The 12,532-nt window shown below is 34.3% G+C and carries 13 protein-coding genes; 1 reads left to right on the top strand and 12 read right to left on the bottom strand.

All coding sequences use genetic code 11. From position 1 onward, the window contains the following. Position 1: 1 nt before the first annotated feature. The 5 genes from FC45_RS00850 to FC45_RS00830 all read right to left on the bottom strand — a co-directional run bounded on the left by FC45_RS00850 (position 2) and on the right by FC45_RS00830 (position 4,462). Positions 2-2,164, bottom strand: a complete 2,163-nt coding sequence (locus tag FC45_RS00850; RefSeq protein WP_006588086.1) for a peptidoglycan D,D-transpeptidase FtsI family protein — start codon at positions 2,162-2,164, stop codon at positions 2-4. Between the two features lie 2 nt (positions 2,165-2,166). Further along, positions 2,167-2,541 (bottom strand): cell division protein FtsL, encoded by a 375-nt coding sequence (gene ftsL / locus FC45_RS00845; RefSeq protein ID WP_006584522.1) that lies wholly within the window; start codon positions 2,539-2,541, stop codon positions 2,167-2,169. Between the two features lie 12 nt (positions 2,542-2,553). Beyond that, on the bottom strand, positions 2,554-3,507 hold the full coding sequence (rsmH, locus tag FC45_RS00840) for a 16S rRNA (cytosine(1402)-N(4))-methyltransferase RsmH (RefSeq protein ID WP_006584521.1): 954 nt from the start codon (positions 3,505-3,507) through the stop codon (positions 2,554-2,556). Further along, positions 3,504-3,935, bottom strand: coding sequence for a division/cell wall cluster transcriptional repressor MraZ (mraZ, locus tag FC45_RS00835; RefSeq protein ID WP_006584520.1), 432 nt, complete (start codon positions 3,933-3,935; stop codon positions 3,504-3,506). Before mraZ ends, rsmH begins: the two co-directional genes overlap by 4 nt. A gap of 197 nt (positions 3,936-4,132) precedes the next feature. Further along, entirely contained in the window at positions 4,133-4,462 is a 330-nt protein-coding gene (locus FC45_RS00830) for a DUF3397 domain-containing protein (RefSeq protein WP_006584519.1), read from the bottom strand. 91 nt (positions 4,463-4,553) lie between these two features. Between FC45_RS00830 and FC45_RS07625 the strand changes: the two genes are divergently transcribed. Beyond that, a complete protein-coding gene (locus FC45_RS07625) occupies positions 4,554-4,673 on the top strand; it encodes a DUF4044 domain-containing protein (RefSeq protein WP_006588087.1) in 120 nt (39 codons plus the stop codon). A gap of 40 nt (positions 4,674-4,713) precedes the next feature. Here FC45_RS07625 and mreD read toward each other — a convergent pair whose 3' ends face one another. The 7 genes from mreD to FC45_RS00795 all read right to left on the bottom strand — a co-directional run bounded on the left by mreD (position 4,714) and on the right by FC45_RS00795 (position 12,495). After that, positions 4,714-5,259: a rod shape-determining protein MreD gene (mreD, locus tag FC45_RS00825; protein WP_006584518.1), complete on the bottom strand. Its 546-nt coding sequence runs from the start codon at positions 5,257-5,259 to the stop codon at positions 4,714-4,716. After that, positions 5,259-6,116 (bottom strand): rod shape-determining protein MreC, encoded by an 858-nt coding sequence (gene mreC, locus FC45_RS00820; RefSeq protein WP_006584517.1) that lies wholly within the window; start codon positions 6,114-6,116, stop codon positions 5,259-5,261. Before mreC ends, mreD begins: the two co-directional genes overlap by 1 nt. 49 nt (positions 6,117-6,165) lie before the next feature. Beyond that, positions 6,166-7,170, bottom strand: a complete 1,005-nt coding sequence (locus FC45_RS00815) for a rod shape-determining protein (RefSeq protein ID WP_006586544.1) — start codon at positions 7,168-7,170, stop codon at positions 6,166-6,168. A gap of 98 nt (positions 7,171-7,268) precedes the next feature. Beyond that, positions 7,269-7,892 carry a JAB domain-containing protein gene (locus tag FC45_RS00810; protein ID WP_057706303.1) on the bottom strand — a complete coding sequence of 208 codons (624 nt, stop codon included), beginning with the start codon at positions 7,890-7,892 and terminating at the stop codon, positions 7,269-7,271. 34 nt (positions 7,893-7,926) lie between these two features. Next, complete coding sequence (locus tag FC45_RS00805; RefSeq protein ID WP_006584515.1) at positions 7,927-8,607, bottom strand: HAD family hydrolase; 681 nt, start codon at positions 8,605-8,607, stop codon at positions 7,927-7,929. Then, positions 8,604-9,854 (bottom strand): bifunctional folylpolyglutamate synthase/dihydrofolate synthase, encoded by a 1,251-nt coding sequence (locus FC45_RS00800; protein ID WP_006588088.1) that lies wholly within the window; start codon positions 9,852-9,854, stop codon positions 8,604-8,606. Before FC45_RS00800 ends, FC45_RS00805 begins: the two co-directional genes overlap by 4 nt. Before the next feature lies 1 nt (position 9,855). Continuing rightward, positions 9,856-12,495, bottom strand: a complete 2,640-nt coding sequence (locus FC45_RS00795) for a valine--tRNA ligase (RefSeq protein WP_006588089.1) — start codon at positions 12,493-12,495, stop codon at positions 9,856-9,858. Between the last annotated feature and the right edge of the window lie 37 nt (positions 12,496-12,532).

Below are 12,532 nucleotides of genomic sequence, written 5' to 3'. Positions count from 1 at the left end.
CCTATTTTGTTTTTATTATAATTTCCTGTCCGCTTTTAAGCAGTGTGCCCACTTTAATATTTTGGGACTTTACCTTACCATCTTCAGAACCAGAAACTTTAACACTAATTCCAGCCAAAGCAGCATATTGCTTCACTTCTTCAACTGTCCAATTTGTAAAGTTAGCCGCTGCAATTTTACCACTAGTAAGTACAAAGACTTTACTTCCAGCTGTAAGTTTTTGCCCAGTAGCTGGAGTTTGCTGAGTAACTACATCACCAGAACCAAGCACCTCAACAGATAAAGCTACTTTTTCAATATCATTTTTGGCATTAGTAATAGATTTACCAATTACATTTGGTACTTCTTCTTTACTTGCACTAGCTTTTTTAGTTACTGAACTAGAGAGAATAAGTCGATTCATCATTGGCTTAAATATTGAAGCCAAAATTGTTTCAGCAGGATCTGTCATCTTTTGTGGTTGCTTCATAGTTAAATAAATTGCATAATGCGGATTATTAGCTGGTGTAACACCAATCACAGAAAAGATATAATTATTATTTCCTGTTAAATAGCCATTTGGGCCGGCGATTTGAGCTGTCCCAGTTTTTACGGCTATGCTTTTTCCAGCAATTTTATAAGTTGTTCCTGTTCCATATTGTTTATTAACGACATCTTGCATACCTTGTAAGACAGTCTTAACAGTCGATTCAGAAACAACTTTTTTACCAACTTTTTGAACTTTATAGTTTTGAATCACTTTACCTGAAGGTGATACTATCTTTTCAACAAGTTGAGGTTTTACCATTTGGCCTTTATTTGCAAGAATGCTATAAGCTTGCATCATTTGCCAAACATTAACGTTAACCCCTTGTCCAAATGAAGTTACTGCCTGATCTAATTTACTCTTAAAGGCAATCATTCCTGCCTGTTCACCAGGCAAAGTAATTCCTGTTTTTTTGGTAATACCAAATTTATTTAAATAACTACGCCAAGTAGTTGCTCCCATTTTTTGTTCTAAAATACTTAATCCAACATTACTTGAGCGAGGAAACGCTTCATATAAAGGAATTGAACCCCAGCCTGTGACATTCCAATCGTGAATTGTTGATCCATTTACAGTAAGAGAACCAGACTTATATAACTCATTTGGGTTGTAATGACCAGAATTAATCGCGGCTGCAAAAGATAATATTTTAAAAACTGAACCTGGTTCAAAAGTTGATTGTGTTAATAAATCAGTATATGAACTTGTTAATCCCTTTTTAGTTTGTGAATCAAAAGTAGGTCGTTGCGATGCTGCCAAAACTTTTCCAGTTCTTAAATCTTCAACTACCGCAGTCAATGCTTTCGACTGATATTTATTTTGGACCCTTGTTAATAAATTTTCCATGTAATTTTGCAGTTGACTATCGAGAGTCAAATAAATATCATCACCATTTTTAGCTGCTCGATAAGCGTTGGTACCATTTGGCAATTGATACTCTGATGCATCAACACTACTTTCTTTAAAACCATCTTTTCCAGCTAAATATTTATCGTAATATGCTTCAATTCCCATCGTTCCAACTAAATCAGTTGATTTTGTCTTTTTATTATAGATAGGCTGCGCCAACCCCACAATATGAGAGGCAAAGACGCCATTTACATATAGTCTTGAGGGAGCTTCAATAAATTTTATTCCTGGCAATTTCATTTGTTCAATCTTCTTTTTTTGCTCAATAGTTAAATTAGAGCCTCCTGAACCAAATTGAACTTGAAAAGCCTTAGTTTTGGGATTTAAATATTTTAAAATTTGCTCTTTGGATAAAGGTAAAACTGTAGCCAACTTTTCAGCTGTTTTATCTTTATCAACAACATATTCTGGCTTATTTTTATAATTTATTGATGAATGATCTAGTATTGCATAAACCGTATACACGTGTGAATCTTCTGCAATAGTAAAACCATTGCGGTCATAAATCGTACCTCTAGTTGCTTTAAGTACTTGATTTCTTTTATATAAAGCAGCTGTTCTTGTAGATAAATTTTCGCCAGCAACGGTTTTTGAAATACTAATATATAAAGTTCGCCCTAAAAAAATAAGAAAAACCAAAGCAACAATAACCTGAAGGACTCTCCCTACCTGAAATCGGTTACTGTGAACATTGGTTTTTGTTGTCTTTATATTACTTGAATTTTTCATTATTAATCAACAGTCCTAATATTACTTTCGATTAAGCTAAGGCCTTCTTGCTTAGCAATCTTATTCATTCTTGAACTTGAAGTAAGCTCGCCAATTTCTTGTCTCAAATTAGAAGTATCGGTTTGAGTACTTGAAAGCTCAGTTTGAATGTTGGCTAATTGGTGTTGTGCACTAGTTGCTGCAACACTAGTAAATACAAGCATAGCAGCCATAGCGATAGTAACAATAGAACCAGCAACTAAAATAAAAATCTCGAACCTAGAAAATGGTACCTTATTTGGATCAACAGACATTCTTCTTTCTGTTTCAAAGGTACTTCTCGCTTTTCTATTAGGTTCATAATTATAATTTAAATTTCTTGCGGAACTATCAGCCATTTTTCTTTCCTCTTATAACTTTTCTGCAACTCTTAACTTAGCACTGTGTGAGCGGTTGTTGTCAGCTAATTCTGAAGCTGTAGCCAAAATTGGCTTTCTATTTACCAGCTTTAACTTCGGCTTTAAATTATCCGGTATTACTGGTATCCCACGTGGTACCTCTACTTCAGAATTTTGTTTGAATATTTTTTTAACTATTTTATCTTCATGAGATTGAAAAGTAATTACGCTAATCCGTCCACCAGGTTTTAATAGTTCGATTGCTTCTTGTAAAGAGGCTTTTAAGCTATCTAATTCATGATTTACTTCAACGCGAATTGCTTGAAAACTCTTTTTAGCTGGATGCCCACCTGTTCTTCTTTTAGCAGCGGGAATTGCTTCTTTAATAAGCTCGACCAATTCGAATGTGGTTTCAATTGGTTTTTGTTGCCTTCTTTGAACAATTTTACGGGCTATCTGCCTCGAGAATTTTTCATCACCATATTGATAAAGAATATCTGCTAACTGGGATTGAGAATATGAATTAACTACTTGATAGGCATCAAGCTCTTGTTCCTGATTCATTCTCATATCTAGTCTAGCATCAAATCTATATGAAAAGCCTCGGTCAGGTTGATCAAATTGTGGGGAGGAAACTCCTAAATCATAATAAATACCATCAATACCATCATTAAAGCCTAACTTATTTAAGTTTTCAGTTACATGACTAAAGTTGTCGTGAACCATAATTAAATGTGGTTGATGATTATCAGATAAATAATCATAGAAGTTATCTTTTGCAGCGTTAATTGCATAATTATCTTGATCAAATCCGACCAAAATACCGTTATTAAGTTTACTCAATAAATAACGAGCATGTCCTCCACCACCAAAAGTAGCATCAACATAAAGACCATTATCTTTTACATTTAAATTATCAATTGTTTCCCTGAGTAATACGCTTGTGTGCTTGAAATTCGTTGTCATAATTCAATATCATCCAAATCTTCTGCAATGTCATCGTAGTTTTCATCTGCATCATCAGTAAAATCATCCCATCGTCTTTGTGACCAAATTTCAATTCGATTTGAAACACCGACAATGACACATTCTTTTTCTAATTCAGCATGTTCTTTCAAAGTAGTTGTTAAATTAACTCTACCTTGCTTATCAAACTCGCTTTCCATTGCCCCAGAATAAAATAAACGTGTGAACTTTCGCACATTTCGTTTAGTCAGGGGGAGTTTGGCTAACTTGGCTTCGATTTTTTTCCATTCTTCTTCAGAATAGCCAAAAATACAGCCTTCCATCCCACGAGTGAAAATAATTTTATCACCCATTTGGTTACGAAATTTGGCAGGAATAATCAAACGTCCTTTCGTATCCAAATTGTGATGATATTCACCCATGAACATGATAGTAGCCTCCCTTCCAAGTAATAATCTACCACAATTCCCCACTTCCTACCACAATATTCCATATAATTGTGAAACTTTTTTAACAATTATTTTTTAAGCATACAAAAACAGCGCTAAATCAAGCTTTAGCGCTGTTGAATTTTATTTCAAATTGTGGGGATTTTATTTTAATAATTAGAAACATTTATATTAATTTAGATAATAATTGTGAATAACAACCCAATATACCAAAAAATTGTACAAACAGTTAAATAATCCCATAATTTTCGGAACAATTTTCCAGAATCTATATTTTTAAACTTAATTGCCCTGCTAATACTAATAACGAGTACCAAAACAAAATATGTTAAAAAACCATATGGCAAGAAAGATGGATTCTTTAAAAAGCTTGATATATTTTGACAAGCAACAATAAAGAAGAAAGGCAATACATCATACCCACGAAATTTTGCTTTTGGAAAAACAGCATTAACAATCGCTGCTGTAATAAAACCAAGAATTGGTAGAAAAATAATCATTAACATTTGTAATCTCCTTTATTCCTACTATCAATTTTATCAATAAATTGCAAAACAATCCCAGCTAGGCTAAAATACAAGCTTAGGAGGATTTTTCATGGCACGTAAAAAGAAATCTAAGTTTCAAAAACTTACAATTGTAATGGCAGTATTAATGGCGTTAATTACTCTCTTAGCCATTTTAATTCCTGTATTACAAGGTTTAAATGTTTTTTAAGTAATTTAATAAAAAGGTTGTTGCTATTGCAACAACCTTTTTATTTATAATAATTCATTCTTATTGCAAAAGGATATTCTCTTCCTAAAAAGTTAAATATAGGATAAGTAACACTTGCCAAAATTAGGGCTAAAATAGCATTAGCAATCATCCCCCATATAACTTGAGAAAAAGGAATTGAAATTGTGCTTGCAATTGTTAAAATGAACCAAAAGAACACATCAAAAAGTAAGTAGCAAATAACAATTACTGGAACTCTAACCACAAAAACATCAGGTAAGATACGCGTAACTTTTTGACAAAGCCAAGAAACGAATGTTAACCCGACTGTATAAGGTCCTATAAAACCTAAATAATAAATATCTGCTATTAACCCCATAAAAAAGGCTAAAATAATTTCATTATTATTATTTTCATCAATTAAACTACAAGCAGCTACAGCTATAACTATTAGCCAAAAACTAGCACTAATTCCGCTCAAACCTAATAAAGAATGGGCATAAATACTGATAACTCCATCAAAAATTAAGGCAATAAATTCTGCAACCGCAATATACCATCTTGAGAACTTAGATCTAGAATTCATTATTCTGAGACCTTTCTTTCAATTACAGATACGACTGATGCATCACCAATGGATCCTGCTGGCTTAATTTCAATCAAATCAGATAAGCCAAATGAATCCCTAGTAGTCTTTGCAACAGTACCGATTAACAAACCTTTAGGTGAGCGGCCACCTAAACCACTAGTATAAACTTTTGCGCCCTTCTTGAGTTTTTTACTGTCAACAACTTGTGTAAAATACAAAGAATTTGTGTCATCACTATTAACAGTAATAATACCATGAACTTTTTTACCATTTGCAGAATCTGCTTCAACACTAAATCTATTAGCTGATTTATCGGTAGTAGTAATCAACTCAACTTTTGAAGTAGCCGAATTCACTTCTAGTATTCTCCCAATTACACCACCACCAGACATAACAGCCTGATTTTTCTTAATACCACTACTTGAGCCTTTATCAATAACCAAAATATCTGACCAAGTATCAGCTGAACGAGAAATTACCGAAGCGTTAACAATAGTATAAGTAGTTAAAGTCTTTTTTAGATTAAGGGCTGACTTAAGTTGCTTATTTTCTGCTTCCAAGCTTGAATTACGTGCTTTAGTTTGAGCTAAGTTAGATACTTGACTTTTTAAATGATCGTTTTCTTTTTGCATATTAATAATACTATTAATATTACTAATGCCACCAGATGCTAAAGAAACTGGCCAATTGACTATTCTACTTGCTACCGAAATAATATCGTTTCCCATTTTTTGAAAGAAAAGTGGACTATTCCGCTTGCTTCTCAAGCTAACCGTAATCCCCAAAATAATAACAACTAGCAAGGTAGTCAAAAAACTAACAAATATCTTTCTATTTTGTAAAAACTTCTTCATTAATCTAATTCTTCAATTCATAAAATAAAAACCGGCTTTCGCCGATTCATTATTTATGTGCTCTCCGCATTACTTCAATATTCTTTAAAGATTCACCAGTACCAATGGCTACACAGTCAAGTGGATCTTGAGCAATAAATACAGGAACCTTAGTAGCTTCTGAAATAACTTCTGAAAGATTCTTAAGTAAAGCACCACCACCAGTTAAAACAATACCGTGGTCAATAACATCAGCTGCAATTTCAGGAGAAGTTTCTTCTAGAGTTTCTTTAATTGCAACAATAATATCTTGAACTACTTCTTGAATTGCTTCTGCAACATCAACTGCGTTAACATCAACAGACTTAGGCAATCCAGTAATTAAATCTCGACCTCTAATATTCATAGATTCAATTTCTTTTGCCTTTTCAACAGAAGCAGATCCAATTTGAATCTTAATATCTTCAGCAGTTCTTTCACCAATTAAAAGATTAAACTTTTGATGGATATAACTTGAAATTGAGCTATTAAATTTATCACCTGCTTGGCGAGTTGAACGACTTGATACAATTCCTCCTAAAGAAATAGTAGCAACATCTGTCGTACCACCACCAATATCAACTACCATCGAACCAGTTGGATCCATAACTGGAAGACCAGCACCAATAGCAGCTGCAAAAGGTTCTTCAATTACATATGCTTCTCTAGCTCCAGCAACACGTGCAGCATCAATTACAGCACGCTTTTCAACTTCAGTAACACCTGATGGAACACAAATCATAACTGCAGGCTTAGAATTACCAACAGTCTTTTCCATAAAGTACTTAAGCATTGCTGCAGTTGTATCATAATCTGCAATAACTCCGTCCTTCATTGGACGAATAGCTCTAATAGTACCTGGTGTTCTACCAATCATTTCTTTTGCTTCTGAACCAACAGAAATAACTTCACCAGTTTGGGTATTCTTGGCAACAACAGAAGGTTCACGTAAAACGATACCTTTACCTTCCATATAAACTAACGTATTAGCTGTACCAAGGTCAATCCCGATATTCTTTGATCCTAATCCAAACACGAATATCTCTCCTTAATAATTGTGGTCTCAATAAATCTTGAACTATTATAGCATATTAAACAAGGAAACGGCCGGATTTAACGGGATTTTAATAACCTTTAAATTAATTGCTCTTCTTTAAAGCTTAAGTAGCTTCGATCAGCAACTATAATATGATCTAAGAAATTAATCCCCATCAAATCACTTGCTCTATCAATTTGTTTAGTAAACTCGATATCTTTTTGTGACGGACTAGTATCACCGCTAGGATGATTATGTGCTATCAAGATACCAACACTATTATAAAAGACTGCCCATCTAAATATGTCACGTGGATGAACAACAGAGCGATTAACAGTTCCTTGAAAAAGCAAACGCTCTCCAAGAACTTTATTTTTATTATCAAGATAAATAACAACAAGTTGCTCTTGCTCTATCCCTAAAAATCTATCGATCAAGTATTTGCCTACTTCATGACTAGATACAAATTGAATCAACTTTCTAGTTCTAACAGCTTTTAATCTTTTTAATAAAGTTATCGTTCTACTTAAAAGTTCATCGTCAATCTGACAACTTGTCAAATAATCATAAATTTGTCCAAAATTTTCTAACTTCTTATCTAATAAAAATTTATTAAGCTCTACAAAACTAGTTATTCCAGCTTCTTCAAGCAAAATAAAAATTTCGCTTAATAATTCTTGATCTGTTTTTAATAAGTAATGGTCTTTATCTGCAATCTGCATCAAATCGCTCCTTCCATTACTTATATACAAAAGTTTAAGCAATTTTTTCTAAGAAATCCAAAAAACTCTGACAAATCAAACTAGCATTTTCTTTATCCTTCAAGCTAGGACTCTTCAAATCTGGAATCATTATTCCTTGAATACCTGCATCTTTAGTCGCTGCAATACCAGTTGATGAGTCTTCAAAAATTATTACTTCTTGTTTATTCAAATTCAGTTTCTTAGCTGCCAAGCTATAAATATCGCCAGCTGGTTTAGGAGCTAAATTAAACTTTTCGACATCATCATAAGATAAATAAAAATCAAAATATGATTCAATACCTGTTTTATCAAGCGCATGTTCAATTACTTTTTTATAATTACTTGAAGCAATTGCCATTCTTAAATCTGAGGTTTTAAATCTATCAAGCGCTTTACGAACACCTTTTTGCAATTTTAATTTACCTTCATCAGTCCACTGCCAAACCAAATCATCTGTCCGCTTAATAAATGCATCACGTTCTACTTCCGTTGCAAAATATTTGTGATAAAAATTTTGCATATCTTTAGCTGTTGCGCCTGTCAATTTTAAATATGAATCTTCTGGAATATCCAGTTTTGCTTCTTTGGCTGCTTGAATATTGGCCTGCCAATATAATTTTTCTGAATTAACTAATAAACCATCCAGATCAAAAATGACACCTTTAATATCACCATTTATCCCTAAAACTTTCATTTTTGTTCTCCTTTATTCAAAATGGCACTTACCAAATAAAATGATCCTGTTACTACCAGGATATCATTTGATTGCATTTTTTGCTTCAAATTGAGATAAGCTTGCCAGTAGTCTTGCTCAAAAGGCAAAGTTACATTTAACTTGTGATAATCAGCTAGCTTAGCTGTTCTAGGATATGGCAAAGTCGTTAGTAATACCTGCTCATCTTTAAACTTGCCTAAAACCTCGGTAATATCTTTATCTTTCATCATTGCTAGTAAGACATAAACTCTACCAGAAGTCTTTTCCTTTCGAACAAAAGCTAATAAATTTTCAATTGCTTGAATATTGTGAGCTCCATCTAAAATAATCTGAGGTTTAGTTTGCAATACTTGATAACGCCCCGGGATTTGCGTCTCATTAATTGCTGCTTCAATTTCTGCTTTACTTAAGTGAAGATTTAGCAATTCAAATACTTTAACACTAAGTGCAATGTCATAACCCTCTACTTGAGGCCGAAGATTAAAACGATAGTTTTGTTTTGAAGTTAATTCAAATACTGATCCAGTGTGTAACTTAAAATCTTGTCCAAATAAATATACAGGTGCATTTTTTTGCTTAGCCTCAGATAAAACAATCGGTAAAACCTCTTCAGGCAAATTACCTAATACTATTGGAGTCTTCTCCTTAATAATTCCAGCTTTTTCTTTAGCAATATCAGCTAAAGTTGGTCCAATAATTGCTTCATGATCAAATCCAATTGTTGTTATAACACTCACTTGTGGCACTATAACATTAGTCTTGTCACGTCTTGCTCCAATGCCAACTTCAATCACCGCATAATCACAATTTTGCTTTGCAAAATACAAAAAGGCCATAACTACTTCAAATTCAAAAGTTACTAAATTAAAATCAGCTTCTTCTTTTTGAATTTCGGTAATCACTGCAACTACCTGGTTAGCTAACTTAATTAAATCAGAATCTGGAATATTTTTACCATTAATCTGAATTCTTTCGTTGAACTCCTTAATATAAGGTGAGACAAAAAGGCCAGTCTTTTGACCGGCCTTTTTGAGTAAATTACTAATGTAATAAGAAGTTGACCCCTTACCGTTGGTCCCCGTAATATGGATAGTCTTCACCTTATCTTGTGGGTTATCAAGCTTAGCTAAAACACGCTTGATATAAGATAAATCACTTTTAGGATGAAGATTAGGTAAGGCATAAAGATAATCTAAGAATTCAGATATCTTATCAAACTTTTTCACATTAACGACTTTCTTTTAATTCTTGCATCCGGGCCTTAACTGCTTCAAGCTGACTTTCATAATCAGCTTGTTTTTCTTTTTCCTTTGCAATTACAGCTTCAGGTGCATTCTTAACAAATCCTTCATTTGAAAGTTTCTTACTTGCACGCATAACTTCGCCTTCAAGACGCTTAGCTTCTTTTTCCATCTTAGCTAGTTCTTCATCTAAATCAACAATATCAGCTAATGGGACAAAGATTTGAGCACCTGGAATCACTGCAGTTTTAGCCAATTTTGGTGCAGCAATTTCAGTTGAAACTTCTAATTTCTTAGGATGTAAGAAGTTTTGAACATATTCACTGTTGTCATCCAAAATCTTCTTGTCAGCGGCTTTATCAAGTTGAATCAAGATATCAATTGAACTTGACATTGGAGCATTAACTTCCATCCGAATGTTTCTAACTGCCTTAATAACTTCAATCATGAAGTTCATTTGGTTGTCAGCTTCATTATTTTCAAATTCGGCGTGGGCAACTGGGTAGCTAGCAACAGAGATACTCTTACCTTCATGTGGCATTGACAACCATAACTTTTCAGTTACAAATGGCATAATTGGGTGCATGAGACGCAAGATTTGGTCTAAGATCCAGATTAAGTTTTCTTGCTTTCTTGCCTTTAATTCTTCATCATCGCCATTTAATGCAACCTTAGAAATTTCAATATACCAGTCACAGAAGTCGTTCCAAATGAAGTTGTACATTTCTCTACCAGCTTCACCAAATTGGAATTCATCAAATAAACGAGTAACTTCCTTAACAGTATGGTTCAAACGGTCAAAAATCCACTTATCTGCTAAATCAAACTTAGCAACGTCTGGCATATGAGCTGGTTTAGCATCGCTAGGTAAGTTCATAATTACGAATCTTGAAGCGTTCCAAATCTTGTTAATGAAGTTCCAAGCAGAATCCATCTTAGTGTAGCTAAAACGAGTGTCCTGACCAGGAGCTGTACCGTTAAGCAAGAACCAACGTAAAGCATCAGCACCATATTTATCAATTACATCCATTGGGTCAATACCGTTACCCAAAGACTTACTCATCTTACGACCTTGTTCATCACGAATTAAGCCATGAAGAACAACATGGTCAAATGGCTTTTGCTTAGTAAAGTGCAAACTTTGGAAAATCATTCTGGATACCCAGAAGAAGATAATGTCGTACCCAGTAACCAAGGCATTGGTTGGGAAGTAACGCTTGAAATCTTCAGCATTTTCATCAGGCCAACCTAAAGTTGAAAATGGCCATAAAGCCGAACTGAACCAAGTATCAAGCACGTCTTCATCTTGACGCCAGTTTTCAATATCCTTAGGTGCTTCTTCGCCAACGTACATTTCGCCAGTTTCTTTATTGTACCAAGCTGGAATTCGGTGTCCCCACCATAATTGACGAGAAATTACCCAGTCATGAACATTTTCCATCCATTGTTCAAATGTTTGGCTAAATCTTTCTGGAACAAAATCAATCTTGCCAGCAGTCTTTTGATTTTCAAGAGCTTTTTCAGCAAGTGGCTTCATCTTAACAAACCATTGAGTTGAAAGACGTGGTTCAACTTGAACACCGCTTCGTTCAGAGTGACCAACTGAGTGAACGATTGGTTCAATCTTGATTAAGTAACCTTCTTTTTCAAGATCCTTAACTAAGGCTTCACGACAGTCAAAACGATCCATACCAGTATACTTGCCACATTCTTCGTTCATAGTACCATTAGCGTTCATAACGTTAATACGCTTAAGGTCATGACGGTTACCAACTAAGAAGTCGTTAGGATCGTGGGCTGGAGTAATCTTAACTAAACCTGTACCAAATTCAGGATCAACGTGTTGATCTTCAATAATTGGAATATGACGACCAACAAGTGGTAAGACTAATTCTTTGCCAACTAAATCTTTGTATCTTTCATCCCCAGGAGCAACTGCAACCGCAACGTCACCAAACATAGTTTCAGGACGAGTGGTTGCAATTTCAACAAAGCCACTACCATCAACAAATGGGTACTTAATATGGTAAAAGGCACCCTTGTCATCTTTGTGAATAACTTCAATATCACTTAATGCAGTTTCAAGCTTTGGATCCCAGTTAATAATATATTGACCACGGTAGATTAAGCCCTCGTTATAAAGTTGAACAAAAACCTTTCTAACAGCCTTTGAAAGTCCCTTGTCTAAAGTAAAACGTTCACGGCTGTAATCAAGAGAAAGTCCTAATTTTGCCCATTGAGACTTGATGATATTTGCATATTCATCTTTCCAATCCCAAACTTGCTTAACAAACTTTTCTCGACCCATTTGGTGACGATCTAAGCCTTGCTTACGCAACTTTGCTTCAACCTTTGCCTGTGTTGCAATTCCTGCGTGGTCCATCCCTGGCAAGTAAAGGGTGTCATAGCCTTGCATCCGCTTCAACCGAATTAAAGTATCTTGAATTGATGTATCCCAAGCATGTCCCAAATGAAGCTTACCAGTAACATTTGGTGGTGGAATAACAATTGAATATGGGTGAGCTTTTTTATCACCAGATGGCTTGAATAAGTCTTCATCAAGCCAAGTTTGATATCTACCTTTTTCAACCTCATTAGGGTTGTATTTTGGCGCTAAATCTGTCATTTCTACCTCCATAAAAAAAGTCCTAGACTAAAGTCTA

The organism is Lactobacillus jensenii DSM 20557 (assembly GCF_001436455.1).
Taxonomy (GTDB): domain Bacteria; phylum Bacillota; class Bacilli; order Lactobacillales; family Lactobacillaceae; genus Lactobacillus; species Lactobacillus jensenii.
Note: the sequence above shows the minus strand (reverse complement) of the source record. Positions and strands in the feature narration are given on the sequence as shown.

Coding starts and splice junctions, on each gene's coding strand:
- FC45_RS00850 (WP_006588086.1), bottom strand. CDS start 2,164: ATGAAAAATTCAAGTAATATAAAGACAACAAAAACCAATGTTCACAGT.
- ftsL (WP_006584522.1), bottom strand. CDS start 2,541: ATGGCTGATAGTTCCGCAAGAAATTTAAATTATAATTATGAACCTAAT.
- rsmH (WP_006584521.1), bottom strand. CDS start 3,507: ATGACAACGAATTTCAAGCACACAAGCGTATTACTCAGGGAAACAATT.
- mraZ (WP_006584520.1), bottom strand. CDS start 3,935: ATGTTCATGGGTGAATATCATCACAATTTGGATACGAAAGGACGTTTG.
- FC45_RS00830 (WP_006584519.1), bottom strand. CDS start 4,462: ATGTTAATGATTATTTTTCTACCAATTCTTGGTTTTATTACAGCAGCG.
- FC45_RS07625 (WP_006588087.1), top strand. CDS start 4,554: ATGGCACGTAAAAAGAAATCTAAGTTTCAAAAACTTACAATTGTAATG.
- mreD (WP_006584518.1), bottom strand. CDS start 5,259: ATGAATTCTAGATCTAAGTTCTCAAGATGGTATATTGCGGTTGCAGAA.
- mreC (WP_006584517.1), bottom strand. CDS start 6,116: ATGAAGAAGTTTTTACAAAATAGAAAGATATTTGTTAGTTTTTTGACT.
- FC45_RS00810 (WP_057706303.1), bottom strand. CDS start 7,892: ATGCAGATTGCAGATAAAGACCATTACTTATTAAAAACAGATCAAGAA.
- FC45_RS00805 (WP_006584515.1), bottom strand. CDS start 8,607: ATGAAAGTTTTAGGGATAAATGGTGATATTAAAGGTGTCATTTTTGAT.
- FC45_RS00795 (WP_006588089.1), bottom strand. CDS start 12,495: ATGACAGATTTAGCGCCAAAATACAACCCTAATGAGGTTGAAAAAGGT.